Source organism: Streptomyces sp. NPDC002513, from assembly GCF_053595355.1.
In genome coordinates this window covers 66,038-81,153 of record NZ_JBSFXK010000032.1, presented here as the reverse complement: position 1 = coordinate 81,153, position 15,116 = coordinate 66,038, and the positions used below count along the sequence as shown (strand labels likewise).

12 protein-coding genes are annotated in these 15,116 nt (G+C 70.2%); 1 reads left to right on the top strand and 11 read right to left on the bottom strand.

Translation table 11 applies throughout. From position 1 onward, the window contains the following. Positions 1–302: 302 nt before the first annotated feature. From ACWD5Q_RS21340 to ACWD5Q_RS21315, 6 genes are all read right to left on the bottom strand, one after another. Positions 303–1,895 carry a solute symporter family protein gene (locus ACWD5Q_RS21340; protein WP_451428601.1) on the bottom strand — a complete coding sequence of 531 codons (1,593 nt, stop codon included), beginning with the start codon at positions 1,893–1,895 and terminating at the stop codon, positions 303–305. After that, positions 1,892–2,455: a DUF485 domain-containing protein gene (locus tag ACWD5Q_RS21335; RefSeq protein WP_451428600.1), complete on the bottom strand. Its 564-nt coding sequence runs from the start codon at positions 2,453–2,455 to the stop codon at positions 1,892–1,894. Before ACWD5Q_RS21335 ends, ACWD5Q_RS21340 begins: the two co-directional genes overlap by 4 nt. Positions 2,456–2,524: 69 nt before the next feature. Further along, positions 2,525–3,202: a response regulator transcription factor gene (locus ACWD5Q_RS21330; RefSeq protein WP_451428599.1), complete on the bottom strand. Its 678-nt coding sequence runs from the start codon at positions 3,200–3,202 to the stop codon at positions 2,525–2,527. After that, complete coding sequence (locus ACWD5Q_RS21325; protein WP_451428598.1) at positions 3,199–4,350, bottom strand: sensor histidine kinase; 1,152 nt, start codon at positions 4,348–4,350, stop codon at positions 3,199–3,201. The genes ACWD5Q_RS21330 and ACWD5Q_RS21325 overlap by 4 nt, the downstream gene beginning before the upstream one ends. Further along, entirely contained in the window at positions 4,347–4,871 is a 525-nt protein-coding gene (locus ACWD5Q_RS21320) for a DUF1453 domain-containing protein (protein ID WP_451428597.1), read from the bottom strand. Before ACWD5Q_RS21320 ends, ACWD5Q_RS21325 begins: the two co-directional genes overlap by 4 nt. 413 nt (positions 4,872–5,284) lie before the next feature. Then, the gene (locus ACWD5Q_RS21315) at positions 5,285–7,405 is read right to left on the bottom strand and encodes a DNA gyrase/topoisomerase IV subunit B (RefSeq protein WP_451428596.1); all 2,121 of its coding nucleotides are present in this window, start codon (positions 7,403–7,405) and stop codon (positions 5,285–5,287) included. A gap of 442 nt (positions 7,406–7,847) precedes the next feature. On the opposite strand from ACWD5Q_RS21315, the gene ACWD5Q_RS21310 reads away from it, so the two are divergent. Beyond that, positions 7,848–8,078 (top strand): DUF7455 domain-containing protein, encoded by a 231-nt coding sequence (locus ACWD5Q_RS21310; protein ID WP_451428595.1) that lies wholly within the window; start codon positions 7,848–7,850, stop codon positions 8,076–8,078. A 226-nt stretch (positions 8,079–8,304) separates the two neighbouring features. Here ACWD5Q_RS21310 and ACWD5Q_RS21305 read toward each other — a convergent pair whose 3' ends face one another. The 5 genes from ACWD5Q_RS21305 to ACWD5Q_RS21285 form a co-directional block, all read right to left on the bottom strand. Beyond that, a complete protein-coding gene (locus tag ACWD5Q_RS21305; RefSeq protein WP_451428594.1) occupies positions 8,305–9,123 on the bottom strand; it encodes a serine protease in 819 nt (272 codons plus the stop codon). Positions 9,124–9,244: 121 nt separating this feature from the next. Continuing rightward, positions 9,245–10,762, bottom strand: coding sequence for an RNA polymerase sigma factor (locus ACWD5Q_RS21300; protein ID WP_451428593.1), 1,518 nt, complete (start codon positions 10,760–10,762; stop codon positions 9,245–9,247). Between the two features lie 577 nt (positions 10,763–11,339). Continuing rightward, on the bottom strand, positions 11,340–12,227 hold the full coding sequence (locus ACWD5Q_RS21295; protein ID WP_451428592.1) for a FadR/GntR family transcriptional regulator: 888 nt from the start codon (positions 12,225–12,227) through the stop codon (positions 11,340–11,342). A 163-nt stretch (positions 12,228–12,390) separates the two neighbouring features. Then, complete coding sequence (locus ACWD5Q_RS21290; RefSeq protein ID WP_451428591.1) at positions 12,391–14,130, bottom strand: ABC transporter ATP-binding protein; 1,740 nt, start codon at positions 14,128–14,130, stop codon at positions 12,391–12,393. 106 nt (positions 14,131–14,236) lie between these two features. After that, entirely contained in the window at positions 14,237–14,995 is a 759-nt protein-coding gene (locus tag ACWD5Q_RS21285) for an NUDIX hydrolase (RefSeq protein WP_451428590.1), read from the bottom strand. Positions 14,996–15,116: the final 121 nt, after the last annotated feature.

The following is a 15,116-nucleotide window of genomic DNA, read 5'->3' as shown; positions in this document are numbered from 1 at the left end:
AGGTCCTCGTAGCGGAGCTACTTGGGCCTTTCGGCAACGCGGCGAGCGTGCGTGCCAGGCGTCGCGAGCCGGGCGCCCATTTTGTCCGGAGCTCTTAGGCCTCGCCCGTCCGGGCGGTTCGTGGGGGAGGGCTGGCGGGCGCCGGGGACCCGCAGGACCAGGGACCCGCAGACGCCGAGGACCCGTAGCAAGGCGGTCGCGATGGTGGCGCTGGGGGCTTCGGCGCGGGCGCTACGGCTCGTCGCGTACGTCACCGGGGGCGCCCCCGCACGCCGCCCCGGGCGCCCGGGCCTCCGGGGCCGTCAGACCGCTCCCGCACCCGTGAGCGAGCGCACCTCGGTCTCCGCGTGCTTGGCCTCGTTTGCCGGTTCCGCCGAGGTGACCGTACCGAGCCAGCCCGCGACGAAGCCCAGCGGGATCGAGACGATGCCCGGGTTCTGCAGCGGGAAGTACTGGAAGTCCACGCCCGGGAACAGTGATTCGGGACTTCCCGAGACGACCGGGGACAGCACCACGAGTACCAGCGCGGGCACGAGACCACCGTAGACCGCCCACACGGCGCCCCTGGTCGTGAAGTTGCGCCAGAACAGTGTGTACATCAGGACCGGCAGGTTCGCGGACGCGGACACCGCGAACGCGAGCCCCACCAGGAAGGCCACGTTGAGGTCGCGGGCGAGCAGCCCGAGCGCGATCGCGAGCCCGCCTATCCCGACGGCGGCGGCCCGCGCCACCGCCACCTCGCTGCGCGGCCTGGAGCGCCGCCGCCGCAGTGAGGTGTACAGGTCGTGGGCGACGGCGGCCGAGGACGCGAGGGTGATCCCGGCGACCACCGCGAGAATGGTGGCGAAGGCGATCGCGGCGACCGTGGCGAACAGGACCGTCCCCCCGATGGAGTTCGCTCCGCCGCCCAGTTTCAGCGCCAACAGCGCCACCGCGGTGTTCCCGGCCGCGTTGGACTCCCGCACGGCGTTCGGGCCCACGACGGCGGCGGCACCGAAGCCGAGCACGATCGTCATCAGATAGAAGCCGCCGATGAGCCCGACCGACCAGACGACCGAGCGCCGGGCGGCCCGCGCGGTCGGCACCGTGTAGAAGCGGGACAGGATGTGCGGCAACCCGGCAGTGCCCAGCACCAGCGCCAGGCCCAGGCTGATGAAGTCGATCCGCGCCGTCCAGTCCCCGCCGTACTTCAGGCCCGGCGCGAGAAACGCCGCACCGTGCCCGCTGCGCTCCGCCGCCGAGCGCAGCAGTGCGTCGACGTCCCCGTGGAAGCGCACCAGGACGAGGGCGGTCAGCGCGATCGTACCGCCGAGCAGGAGCACGGCCTTGACGATCTGGATCCAGGTCGTGGCCCGCATCCCGCCCAACGACACATAGATCACCATGAGCGCGCCGACGACGATCACCGTCCAGGCGCGCGTGGCCGCGCTCGTCCCCCCGAAGAGCAGCGCGACCAGGCTGCCCGCTCCCACCATCTGCGCCACCAGATACAGCACGGACACCGTCACCGAGGACATGCCCGCAGCCACCCTCACCGGCCGTTCACGCATCCGCGCCGCGATCACGTCGGCGAGCGTGAACCGCCCGCAGTTGCGCACCAGTTCGGCTACGAAGAAGAGCACCACCAGCCAGGCCACCAGGAAGCCCACCACGTACAGCATCCCGTCGTACCCGAACAGCGCGATCAGCCCGGTGGCCCCCAGGAAGGAGGCCGCCGACATGTAGTCGCCCGCGATGGCAAAACCATTCTCCAAGGGCGAGAACAGCCGTCCGCCCGCATAGAACTCCTCCGCCGACCCGTGCCGGTTGCGGCTCACCCAGGTCGTGATCGCCAGTGTGATCGCGACGAAGACGCTGAACAGCACCAGCGCCAGCGGTTGATGGTGTCCGGTCACCGCTCGCCACCCCTGAGTCCCCGCGTCAGCTCCTGGGTGTCCCAGCGCAGCTCCAGTGCGGCCCGGTCCCTGCGCAGCCGAGCGTGCCGTGCGTACGCCCAGGTGAAGAGGAAGGTCGTCAGGAACTGCCCGAGTCCCGCGAGCATCGCCACGTTCACGGATCCCGCCACCGGCCGGCCCATCAGCCCGGGTGCCGTCTGCGCCGCCACCACATAACCCACGTACCAGGTGAGGAAGACGGCGAGCCCCGGGATCACGAACCGTCGGTACCTGCGGCGCACCTCCTGGAACGCCGCGCTGCGCTGAACCTCCAGATAGACCTCCGCCACCCGGCCGGTTCCCTCCTGCTCCGTGCGCGCGTGCGGCACCCCGGGAGCGGGAGCGCTCGCTCCGCCCGGCTCGCCCCAGCCGGATGCGGGCGCGTCGCACCAGGGGTCGTCGTAGCTCGCCCGGCCGTCCGCGTCGGCGGCTTCCGGGGCGGGGGCACGGCCTTCATGCTTCTCAACCGAACTCTCGGGGCCTTCCCCACGGCTGCGGGAATGGCCATTGCTTGACTTCATGCTCAAGGATGGACAGAACGGGAAGATCCCCGACTCTTCTTCTCAGCGCTCTTCACCCCATCAGGTGACTCACTTCGACGGGGGCCGTACCAGCCCCTGCGCATAGGCGTAACGGACCGCCTGGGCACGGTCCTTGAGCCCCGACTTGGCGAAGAGGTTGTTGATGTGGGTCTTCACGGTGGCCGTGGAGACATGCAGTCTGCGGGCGATCTCCTGGTTGGTCAGCCCCTCGGCGATCAGCGTGAGCACCTCCGTCTCCCGTGCCGTGAGCCCGTCCGGCGCCAGGGCGGCTGCGACCGGCTCCGGCTCCGACAGGCGCTCGAGCAGACGCCGTTGGATGCCCGGCGACAGACCCGCGTCCCCGGACAGCACGCTCCGTACGGCCCGCACGATCTCGTCCCCGCCCGCGTCCTTGGTGAGATAGCCGCGCGCGCCCGCTCTCAGCGCCGGGAACAGCGAGTCGTCGTCCGCGAAGGTGGTGAGCACCACGACCTGGGTACCCGGGTGCTCGGCGCGGATGCGCCGGGTCGCCTCGACCCCGTCACAGCGCGGCATACGCAGATCCATCAGCACGACGTCCGGAGCGAGTTCGGCGACGAGTCTCACCGCCTCGTCACCGTCCCGGGCGGCGCCGACGACCTCGATTCCGGGGAGCAGCCCGAGCAGCATCACGATGCCCTCGCGCACCACGGTCTGGTCGTCCGCCACCACGACCCGGGCGGGCTTCCCGCTGTCCTCCTGCGTCATACGGGCACCTTCAACGTCACCACGAATCCCTCCTCGTCCGGCCCGGCGTCCAGCGAGCCGCCCAGCAACTCGGCGCGCTCCCGCATGCCCAGGAGACCGTACCCGGCTCCTGACCCGCTCAGCTCTCCCGGCGAACCGCCCGAGTCCCTGACGTCCAGCGTCACTTGGTGCTCGGCGTACTCCAGCCGCAGGTGCACCCTGGCGCCCGGAGCATGCTTGCGGACGTTCGTCAGAGCCTCCTGGGCGACCCTGCGGACCGCCTGCGAGGCCTCTGCGGGCAGCGGCCTGCGATCACCCGAGACGGTGACATCCGCACCGTCCGCCGTGGCGACGAGGTCGCTGAGGAAGTCCTCGATCGGGGACATCTCGCCACGGAGCGCGGAGAGCGCCTGCCGGGTCTCGGCAAGTCCCTCCCGGGCCATACCCCGTGCCGCGGCCACCCGTTGGAGGATCTTGTCCCGCTCGGCACCGCCCTCGATCAACAACCGGGCCGCCTCCAGATGCACCAGCTGTGCCGAGAGGCTGTGCGCCAGCACATCGTGGATCTCCCGGGCGATCCGAGCCCGTTCCGCCAGCGCCGCCGACTCCGTCTCGGCCTTCCGGGCGGCTCGCTCCTGGGCGAGGAGCCGCTGGGCGCTGCCGCGGGCCTCCGCATCCAGGCGCAGCACACAGCCGGCGAGCGCCATGCCCACGACTGTGGCAGCGGTGGTCAGCCACACGTCGTTGTTGACCGCGGCGTACGAGGCGAGCGCGACCGAGGTCACGGGCGCGGCGGCGGCGAGCGGCAGCCGCTCCAGAGCGGTGATGCCGCAGCCGCACCAGATCACGACGGCCGGAACCCGGAAGCCGGTGGTCTGTGCCGCGACCGCCAGCCCGAGCAGCACGGTGACGAGCGCCAGGGACGGCCAGAGTCTGTGCGCCAGCGTGGCACGGAAGAAGGCCCAGGAGACCAGGGCGGCCAAGACGAGGCCCGCCCCTGCTCCGACCACCCCCCAGCCGTGGACGTGACTGCTGCGGAAGACGCCCCACAGCAGCGTGCCGAGCACCGACACCCGCACGGTCCAGGCCAGCAGTCGCCGGGGCTCCGAGATCCCCTCCCGGCCGAGCGCCTCACGGGAGGGCCAGCGCATCCACGCGCTCTCCGTCATACGCGCTCCTTCCGCGTGGGCCGGAGCACACCGTCACCGTGCGCCGTGGCCGGGCCGGCCGAGGGGGTGAGGGACCGCGCGCGCCAGACCAGGATGCCGGAACGGACCAAGAGCGTGCCCGCGAGGGCCGGCAACAGGGCAGAACTGTCCTGATGGACGCCCAGCGACGCACCGAACACGAAGAGGCCGACGCGCAGGGCGATGCCGACGATCCATACAGCCACGCTCGCCTTGGTGCTTCTGCTCCACACGACACCGTCCGCCCCGGCCCATATACGGGTCGTCCAGGCCCAGCCGGCCCCGGTGACCAGTCCGATGAGCAGCTCGGTGCCGAGCAGCAAGGCGGACTCCGTGGGGTGACGGGCATCAAGGAGGCCGTGCCCTCGCAGCGCCACGACCGTCAGGATCACGGGCAGGAGCCACCAGCGCCGGTCGGCGTCGACCCGGCGGGCACGGAACTGCCGTGCGATCACCAAGGCGGCCACTGCCGCGATCACCAACGCGTTGACAAGCCCGGACATCACAGCCTCCATGAGCGGAAAGAAGCTGTCGACGGCGAGTGCTGTCGACACCTTCGACGCTACGGAAATCCGCCGGCCGACAGATCGGAGCTCGGGTGGATCGTGGGTGGAACCCGCAATGCCCTCGGTCTCCACCCAGGGGTGGATGGATGTCCCATCGTCCTGCCCTCGCCCGAGCCCCGCACGGCCCGAGGGCAGCTCCGGTCCCGGCTCGGCCCGCGCCCCCGCTCGACCTGCTCCCAGCCCCCGCGACGCCGCTCCGCCGGAGAGCGGTCCACCGGCCCCACTCCACCAGGACTGCCCTCCCACCGGGAGGGCAGTCGGCCCACTCCGCCAGGAAACGGTCCCGGCCCCGCCCGTCGATCCGAGCGCGGTGCCTTCCCCCCTCTGACCGCCCCCGGACCGGCGGCCGGCTAGGCGTCGATACGCGACCGGTCCAGCGTCGCCGCCGAGCTGGAGATGAACTCCTTGCGCGGTGCGACGTCGTTGCCCATCAGCAGATCGAAGACCTGCTCGGCGGCCTCCAGGTCGGAGAGGTTGATCCGGCGCAGGGTGCGGTGGCGCGGGTCCATCGTCGTCTCGGCCAGCTGGTCGGCGTCCATCTCGCCGAGACCCTTGTAGCGCTGGATGGAGTCCTTGTACCGGATGTTCTTGCTCTGCAGTTCCAGGAGCTTGTCGCGCAGCTCGCGGTCCGAGTACGTGTAGACGTACTTGTCCTGGCCCTTCTTCGGCTGCATGATCTCGATGCGGTGCAGCGGCGGCACCGCGGCGAACACCCGGCCCGCCTCGACCATGGGCCGCATGTAGCGGTGGAACAGCGTCAGGAGCAGGGTCCGGATGTGGGAGCCGTCCACGTCGGCGTCGGTCATCATGATGATCTTGCCGTAGCGGGCGGCGTCCAGATCGAAGGTCCGGCCCGACCCGGCTCCTATCACCTGGATGATGGCGCCGCACTCGGCGTTCTTCAGCATGTCCGTCACCGAGGACTTCTGGACGTTGAGGATCTTGCCGCGGATCGGCAGCAGCGCCTGGAACTCGGAGTTCCGGGCGAGCTTGGCCGTACCGAGCGCGGAGTCGCCCTCGACGATGAACAGCTCACTGCGCTCGACGTCGTCGCTGCGGCAGTCGGCGAGCTTGGCAGGCAGCGAGGAGGACTCGAGGGCCGTCTTACGGCGCTGCGCGTCCTTGTGCTGACGGGCGGCGATGCGCGTGCGGGCGGCCGCGACGACCTTCTCCAGAACCGTGCGGGCCTGCTGGGCAGCGTCACGCTTCGTGGAGGTCAGGAACGCCTTCAGCTCCTTGGAGACCACGTTCGTGACGATGCGGCGCGCCGCGGAGGTGCCGAGGACCTCCTTCGTCTGCCCCTCGAACTGCGGTTCGGCCAGGCGTACCGTGACGACCGCGGTGAGGCCCTCCAGGGCGTCGTCCTTGACAACGTCGTCCTCGGCGACGCGCAGCAGTTTCTTCGTGCGCAGCACCTCGTTCAGCGTCCTGGCGACGGCCTGCTCGAAGCCGGCGACATGGGTGCCGCCCTTGGGGGTGGCGATGATGTTGACGAACGACCTGAGCGTCGTGTCGTACCCGGTCCCCCAGCGCAGCGCGACGTCGACACCCAGTTCCCGGGTGACCTCGGTGGGCGTCATCTGGCCGTGGTCGTCCAGGACGGGGACAGTCTCCTTGAAGGTGCCCTGCCCGGAGAAACGGAGAACGTCGCAGACCGGCTTGTCGGTCGCCAGGTACTCACAGAACTCGCTGATTCCGCCATCGAAGCGGAAGGACTCCTCGCCCTTGCTGCCGCCCTCACCGAGCCCGTACTCGTCGCGGACGACGATGGTCAGGCCGGGTACCAGGAACGCGGTCTGGCGGGCACGCTGGTGCAGCGTCTCCAGGGAGAGCTTGGCGTCCTTGAGGAAGATCTGGCGGTCGGCCCAGTAGCGCACACGCGTCCCGGTGCGGGTCTTGGGGATCTTCTTCGTCTTGCGCAGGCCGCTCTTGGCCTCGAACTTCGCGTCCGCGCCCTCACCCGCGAAGACACCCGGCACACCGCGCCGGAAGCTGATCGCGTGAGTGTGGCCGTCGCGGTCGACCTCGACGTCCAGGCGCGCGGAGAGCGCGTTCACCACGGACGCGCCGACACCGTGCAGACCGCCGGACGCGGCGTACGAGCCGCCGCCGAACTTGCCGCCCGCGTGCAGCTTGGTCATCACGACCTCGACACCGGACAGGCGGGTCTTGGGCTCCACGTCGACCGGGATGCCTCGCCCGTTGTCCCGCACCTCCACCGAGGCGTCGTCGTGCAGGATCACCTCGATGTGGTCGCCGTGTCCGCCGAGGGCCTCGTCGACGGAGTTGTCGATGATCTCCCAGAGGCAGTGCATCAGACCGCGGCTGTCGGTCGAGCCGATGTACATGCCGGGGCGCTTGCGCACGGCCTCGAGGCCTTCGAGGACGAGCAGGTGCCGCGCGGTGTAGTTGGAACCGTCCGGGTCTGCGGTCAGCAGGGCTGTGGACGGCACGGACGTCTCGGCGGTCACGCGGTTCGCTCCTCGCTGAATTTGGATGGGGCCCATGTGGGTAAGGGGCCGGCTTCAGTCACCGGTCCGAGGGTACCGAGGCCTGGTAGAGCCGTTGTAACGCCACCCTCGTCCGGACCCAGACTAGTCCAGAGTCGTACGAGCGTTCGATCCTCGGGGGGAGGTGAAGCGCATATCACGTTCCCTTCCAGGCATGAACCATTTAGGCTCCGGGCACGTCCTCATGAACAACCGGCACCCCGCCGGGAGGACGGGACAATCGATAGACAGCGCGAATCCGTACTACGCAAGACACGCAATACGGCACATTCGCCGCCAACCGGCAGCAGACAGCTGGCCCGGAAAGAAGTTTTTTCGAGGAAATGCCGCGAGCGGGAACGTTTTCGGCCTGGTTGGATGTTGACCCTGGTACGACAGCTCGTCGAGCTAGAGAAGAGGCGACGTGACTACTGTTCTGACCCCTGCGAGCCCGTTGACGGCCGCTGACCGCTGCGACCGCTGCGGCGCCCAGGCGTACGTGCGCGTCGTCCTCCTGAGCGGCGGAGAACTGCTCTTCTGCGCCCATCACGGTCGCAAGTTCGAGCCGGAACTCAAGAAGATCGCCGCTGAGATACAGGACGAGACGGAGCGACTCACCTCGATTCCGGCGAGCGCCTCCGACGAGGAACGCTGACACCTCGCGTCACGACGAGCCGGCACCGGCACCGGCACCGAAGCCGGTGAACGGGCGGCCATCCCGATCACACGGGATGGCCGCCCGTACTCGTGGGGCGCGTCGGGGGCGGCACTCTCCGTGGTGCCGCCGGGTGCACTCCTTCGACGCGGCCGACGGCAGACACGAGGCGAGTCGGGGCCCACGCATGGCGACCACCGGCACCCCACCGTCCGGAGCACCGCGCTCAGTGGGCGCCCCCCAGGGTCCTGACGACCTCGGAGATGCGCGTGTAGACCCCTGGGCTCCCTGCCCGCCCACAGCCGCTGCCCCACGACACCAGGCCGATGAGCCGCCCATGGGCGACGAGCGGGCCTCCGCTGTCGCCCTGGCAGGCGTCGCGCCCGCCCTTGGGCTCTCCGGCGCACAGCATGGAACCGGCGTCGTACTTCCCGTCCGCACCACCGGGATAGGCCCGTGCGCAGTCCGTGTCCGTAAGCACCTGAAGGTTCGCGGCGCGCAGGCTGTGCGCGTACTCGGCATCCCCTGTCACATCGCCCCAGCCGTACACCGTCGCGGTCGTACCCGGCTCATAGCCGGGGTCACCGGCTGCCGCCATCCCGATCACGGAACTCTCCGGAAGCGGGGAGGCCAGGGTGAGCACGGCGAAGTCGCCGGTGTTCGTCTCCCCGTCGTACCGGGGATTGACCCAGGTGGCGTGCACCGGGATCTCCATGCCCTTGCTGGACAGCAGGTCCGTCCGTCCCGCGATGACTCTGAGATCCCGTACCTGTCCCGGTGGCGCGCCGAGAACGGCCGCGCTCATACAGTGAGCCGCGGTCAGGACCGTGGACCGGCCCACCGCCACGCCTCCGCAGAACTGCCCGGCCCGCGTACCTCCGAACCGGTCACGGCTGGAGACGGCGACCGTCCACGGGCTCTGGGAGATGTCCACCGGGAAGCCTCCGATGACGATGCTGTCCGCCGTGGCCGGCACGGGGGATCCCAGCTGTATCAAGGCAGCCGCGGCTGACAGGGCCAGTGCGCGGGCGAAGTGGCGGCGCATGTGCACTCCTCACTGTGACGTAACGGTGGAACACCCACAGTGATCCAGCTCGCCGGATCGCGCATACGCAGAAGGGCCGGTTCCCCAGGGGAACCGGCCCTTCGCCGTTGTCGGCCGAGGCCTAGTCGAGGTAGTCGCGCAGCACCTGGGAGCGCGACGGGTGACGCAGCTTCGACATCGTCTTGGACTCGATCTGGCGGATGCGCTCACGGGTGACGCCGTACACCTTGCCGATCTCGTCGAGGGTCTTCGGCTGACCGTCGGTGAGACCGAAGCGCATCGAGACGACGCCCGCCTCACGCTCCGACAGGGTGTCGAGCACGGAGTGCAGCTGCTCCTGGAGGAGCGTGAAGCTGACCGCGTCGGCCGGGACGACCGCCTCGGAGTCCTCGATGAGGTCACCGAACTCGCTGTCGCCGTCCTCACCCAGCGGGGTGTGCAGGGAGATCGGCTCACGGCCGTACTTCTGGACCTCGATGACCTTCTCCGGGGTCATGTCGAGTTCCTTGGCCAGCTCCTCCGGGGTGGGCTCGCGGCCCAGGTCCTGGAGCATCTGACGCTGCACGCGCGCGAGCTTGTTGATGACCTCGACCATGTGCACCGGGATACGGATGGTGCGGGCCTGGTCGGCCATCGCGCGGGTGATCGCCTGACGGATCCACCAGGTGGCGTACGTGGAGAACTTGTAGCCCTTGGTGTAGTCGAACTTCTCGACCGCGCGGATCAGACCGAGATTGCCTTCCTGGATGAGGTCCAGGAAGAGCATGCCGCGGCCGGTGTACCGCTTCGCCAGGGAGACCACGAGACGGAGGTTGGCCTCGAGGAGGTGGTTCTTGGCGCGGCGGCCGTCCTCGGCGATGATCTCCAGCTCGCGCTTCAGCTTGGGGGCGAGCTTGTCGGCGTTGGCCAGCTTGTCCTCGGCGAAGAGACCGGCCTCGATGCGCTTGGCCAGCTCGACCTCCTGCTCGGCATTGAGCAGGGGGACCTTTCCGATCTGCTTGAGGTAGTCCTTGACCGGGTCGGCGGTGGCGCCGGCCGCGGCGACCTGCTGCGCGGGCGCGTCGTCCTCGTCCTCGTCGGAGAGCACGAACCCGGCGCTCTCGGTGCCCTCGGGCTCCTCGCCGCCCTTGGCCTCCTCGAGAACCTCCTCGTCGAGGAGTTCGGCGTCGTCCTTCTTGGCGGTCGTCTTCTTGGCCGCCGTCTTCTTGGCGACGGTCTTCTTCGCCACGGTCTTCTTGGCGGTCGTCTTCTTGGCAGCGGCCTTCTTGACGGGCGCGTCCTCAGCCGGGTCGTCGACGACCGGCGCGGCCGGAGCGGCGGCCTTCTTGGTGGTCACCGGCTTCGCCGCGACGGCCTTGGTGGCGGTGCGCTTGGCCGGACTCTTCGCTGCGACGCTCTTGCGGGTGCGCTTGGGCTCTGCGGCACTGACCATCAGCGTCACACCCTCTTCCTCGAGGATCTGGTTGAGGCTGCGCAGTACGTTCTTCCACTGAGTGGCCGGAATCTGGTCAGCTTCGAAGGCCCGACGCACATCGTCGCCGGCGATCTGCCCATCAGCCTTTCCCCGCTCAATGAGAGCCATGACAGAGACGGACTCGGCGATCTCCGGCGGGAGCGTACGGGATGTGCTGGCCGACACGAACAACCTCTCGGAACGTTGGAAAACGGCTTCCGGCCCCGTCCACGACGGACAGGGGCCGACCGCCGGCTTGGGGGTGGGCCGACGGTGCGGGCGGGGGCCGGGAAGATGCACAGCGCCGTGAACGGCGTCCGTATTCCTTCCTCGGCTATCACCTCTTAGGTCATCGCGCAGTTCCGAAGAGCGTTACGCCCAATCTGCGTGGCCCGAGTCACACCCCGTAACCGCTCAAAAACGCCCAGACACGGGCAGAGCTGATCGATAAGCGCCAGGATCGACGCTCGGCCCTCGCGGCTCCTGCCCCGCGCCCGTGGATTCCCCGTACCGGACCGTGAAGTCCATGAACGACGGCGGGAGTCCACGGCCGGGAACGCCCCCGATCCGGTCGGCGACCGCGACCGGCTGCGAACCTCCAACATGGCGCCGCCCCCGGGGTACCACCGGTCTCCGTCGGGCTCCGCCGGGTCCCGGAAGGATCCGACGGAGCCCGACGGCGGAAGATCGGCGCCCGCCCTCGGCGGGGCCGGGTGCTGCCCGGCGAGACCCCGGTCCCTTTCACACCGGCCGCGGGACGCGGTCAGTGCTCGCGGGGCGCGGGGACCACGCGCTCCACCTCGGTGTGAACAGTGAGCAGTTGACGCATCGCCCCCTCGGCCGCCGCGCCGTCGCCCGAGGCGAGTGCTTCCACGATCCGGCCGTGCTGGGCCAGGGTCGTGTCGTTCGGCCGGTCGCAGGCGGTGACCGGACCACCGGAGACCTGGAGGGCGGCCGAGACGATCCCCGAGAGGTGTTCCAGCATGCGGTTGCCGGCGACCTGGATGAGCAGCGAGTGGAACTCCGCGTCGGCCCGCGAGAAGGTCAGGGAGTCACCCTGCCCCATCGCGTGGCTCATGATCTCGACCATGTCGCCGAGTCGCTGCTGCACCTCCTCGCGCCCGTGCCCGGCGGCGAGGCGCGCCGCGAGCGGCTCGATGGTCCAGCGCAGCTCGCTCAGCTCGCGGCGCTGGTCGTCGCGCTGGGGCCCGAAGGCCCGCCACTCGATGATGTCCGGGTCGAGGAGGTTCCAGTCACTCACGGGGCGCACGCGCGTGCCGACGTTCGGGCGGGCGCTGACCAGGCCCTTGGCCTCCAGGACGCGCAGCGACTCGCGGACGACGGTGCGGGAGACCTCGAAGCGCTGGCCGATCTCCTCGGGCACCAGCGGGCGGTCCGCGCCGAGATCGCCGGAGACGATCATCTGGCCGAGCTGCTGGACGAGTTGGCCGTGCAGGCCGCGCCCGCGGGTGCCCGAGGCGCGCCGGCCGACACGGCCCAGTTCCGGGTCCGCGCCCTCCCAGGAGGGCGTGCCGACGCGGTCGGGGGAGGGCGTCTCGGTATAGGGGTAGCGGTCGAGTTCGCCCGGTCCGGCCAGGCCGGAGTCTGCTGAACGGGCGGCGGTCGTCATGGTGTGCGCAAGGGTACTCACGGATCCTTTGTCGGCGCCCTCTCCAACTCCCTTGAGGTCTTTGGTGAAAAGCACACGAAAGGGTGATCGCTCACCCTGTCGCAATTGACGCCTTATCGGAAAGAAATGGGCGTCCTCCGAGGAACTTGCGCACAGGGAAGGTACAGATCGACACGGACGGTGCTCATCGAGCCCTGCCACGCAGCGTGGCGAGCAGGTAGGCGCCGAGCAGCACGGCCAGCGACAAGGCCAGTGCGGCGCCCACGGGTTGGGCGATCATCCGCGCCGCGGCGGCCAGATACCGTTCCCCGCCGAACGGCCACGGCGCCAGATCCACCTCCCGCAGCCGCGCGGCGAACCCCGCCGCGGCCCGGACGGAACCGGCCTCCAGTACGTTCCGCACCAGGGGTACGACGACCAGGGGCACCGCGAGTACGGCGGCGAGCCCTCCGGCCGCGGAGCGGAAGATGCCGGCCGCCAGCACACCGGCCCAGGCGCACCCCACGACCAGCCCGGCCCAACTCACCCCGGCTGAGAGCCAGTCGGCGGGAACCTCGGCCGCCTCCCGTCCGTAGACGAGGAAGAGCACTTCGAAGTCGAAGCCGACGGCGAGAAAGGCCAGCGCCACCGCCGTGACTCCGGCGACGAGGAGCTTCGCGGCGAGCAGGCCCAGTCGGCGAGGGACCCCGCCACGGTCCGCTGCCAGGACGGGGTGCCGGAACTCGTCACCGAAGGCGACAGCACCGAGCAGTCCGGCGCCGAGCGCCGCGGGCGGGAGCGGGAGCCGCTGCGGCCAGGCGGCCAGCAGCCGGCGCTGCGGGGCGTGTCCGACGCGGGCGAGGAGCAGGGAGACAAGGGCGGAGGCGACGAGTACGGCGGCCGCGACGAGGGAACTGGTGCCGACGCCGGTGGCGCGGCGCAGTTCGTAGCGCAGCGGGCGCTGAGGGCTGGGGGCGGACCGGACGCTGATGGGGGGCGGCAGCAGGGGCAGCTCACCCGGCTCCAGCACCTCGGTCGACGGAGACGGGACCGTCCCGGCGCCTGCGCCCGGTCCCATGTCCCCGATTTCTTCGGTCAGTTGATGTACGAGGATGCCGTGCTGGAACGCGGTCTCGCCGACATCCGCACACGTACTTCCGTACACCGACAGCCGGTTGCCGTCCTCGTGGACGATTTCCACGGAACGCCGGGCGATCCTGGCCTCCTTGACGAGCAGGGCACCGAGCCTGGCGGCGTGCGGGCTGCGGACGGTCACGCGGGGCCGCAGCCGGGTGCGGACGAAGTCGACGGCCTCCTGGTCGGCGACGAGCCGACCCTCGTCGAGCGTGATGACGTGGTCGGCGGTGAGCGCGGCCTCCTTGGGGTCGCCCGTGGCGAACAGGACGGTGCCGCCCCGGGCGGCGTGCGCCCGCAGCACACCATGCAGCCAGCGGCCTTCCGGGGCCGAGAGCCCGGCGGCCGGATCGTCCAGCACGAGGCTGTGCGGATCGGCGAGCAGGGCGCAGGCGAGGCCGAGGTGGCGGTCCATTCCGCGCGAGAGGGTGTCCAGGCGCTCGTCCTGCAAGCCGACGAGTCCGACCGCTTCGAGGACTTCGTCGGCGCGGCGCGCGGGCACACCCACGGCAGCGCACAGCATGCGCAGGTGTCCGCGGACCGTGCGCGCGGGGTGGCCGGGGACGTCTCCGAGGAGGATTCCCACTTCGTGCGCGGAATGGACGAGGCGGTGCAGCGGACGGCCGCGGAAGTAGGTGATGCCGCGACCTGGCTGGAGTTCGAGCATGAGCCTCAGCACGGTCGTCTTGCCAGCACCACAGACTCCGAGGAGCGCCGTCACCTGACCTGCGCGCGCCTCGAAGGACACATCGTCGACGACGGGCGACAGGTGCTTGCGGGGATCGCCGGTCAGTCCGATCGCCTGGATCACTCGAAGCAAGATAGCGCGATATGTCTGTTTTTTCGTTCACCCTGACAGGTGGGCGTCGCTTCCCGTCCCGTGCGGCCCCTGCCGGAGAGCCGGGTCCGTGCGGTGATCAGACCTCGGGACGCAGCATGGGCGGGTTGAGCAGGGTGGCACCGCCCGCGCGGAACAACTGTGCGGGGCGACCGCCCTGCCGGGTCGTCGTACCGCCCGTGGGGACGAGGAAACCGGGCGTGCCGGTCACCTTGCGGTGGAAGTTGCGCGGGTCCAGCGCCACACCCCATACGGCCTCGTAGACCCGCCGCAGCTCGCCGACGGTGAATTCGGGCGGGCAGAAGGCGGTGGCCAGCGAGGAGTACTCGATCTTCGAACGGGCGCGCTCGACGCCGTCCGCCAGGATCTGCGCGTGGTCGAAGGCGAGCGGCGCCGCCTGCTCACCGTCCCTGCCGTACCCGCCCTGCTGCAGCAGCTCTTCCACGGGCGCCCAGCGCGCGCTGTTGGCGTCTCCGCCGGCCCGCGGCGCGGGCAGGTCGGGGGCGAGCGCGAGATGGGCGACGCTCACCACTCTCATCCGCGGATCACGCTTGGGGTCGCCGTAGGTGGCCAGCTGCTCCAGGTGGGCACCGTTGTCCTGCGCCGGTGCGGCCGGATCGTGTGCGCGCAGCCCCGTCTCCTCGGCCAGCTCTCGCGCCGCCGCCTGCGCCAGGTCCTCGTCCGCCCTGACGAAGCCGCCCGGGAGCGCCCACCGGCCCTGGAAGGGCGGCTCCCCCCTCCGCACCGCCAGCGCACACAGGGCATGGCGGCGCACGGTCAGCACGACCAGGTCCACGGTGACGGCGAAGGGGGGAAAAGCTGACGGGTCGTAGGGCATGCCGCGATCATAGTCGTCTGCCTGACGATAAACACTCCCTTCGCCGACCGCTTCGGCAGCAGATCCACATCCGTCCGGCAGGGCCCTGACCGGCTGCCGCCTTTCACCGTCCACACACACG

What these genes read in the sequence shown, in the direction of transcription:
- ACWD5Q_RS21330 (WP_451428599.1), bottom strand. Translation starts at nt 3,202, where the DNA reads ATGACGCAGGAGGACAGCGGGAAGCCCGCCCGGGTCGTGGTGGCGGAC.
- ACWD5Q_RS21320 (WP_451428597.1), bottom strand. Translation starts at nt 4,871, where the DNA reads ATGTCCGGGCTTGTCAACGCGTTGGTGATCGCGGCAGTGGCCGCCTTG.
- ACWD5Q_RS21285 (WP_451428590.1), bottom strand. Translation starts at nt 14,995, where the DNA reads ATGCCCTACGACCCGTCAGCTTTTCCCCCCTTCGCCGTCACCGTGGAC.
- ACWD5Q_RS21325 (WP_451428598.1), bottom strand. Translation starts at nt 4,350, where the DNA reads ATGACGGAGAGCGCGTGGATGCGCTGGCCCTCCCGTGAGGCGCTCGGC.
- ACWD5Q_RS21305 (WP_451428594.1), bottom strand. Translation starts at nt 9,123, where the DNA reads ATGCGCCGCCACTTCGCCCGCGCACTGGCCCTGTCAGCCGCGGCTGCC.
- ACWD5Q_RS21335 (WP_451428600.1), bottom strand. Translation starts at nt 2,455, where the DNA reads ATGAAGTCAAGCAATGGCCATTCCCGCAGCCGTGGGGAAGGCCCCGAG.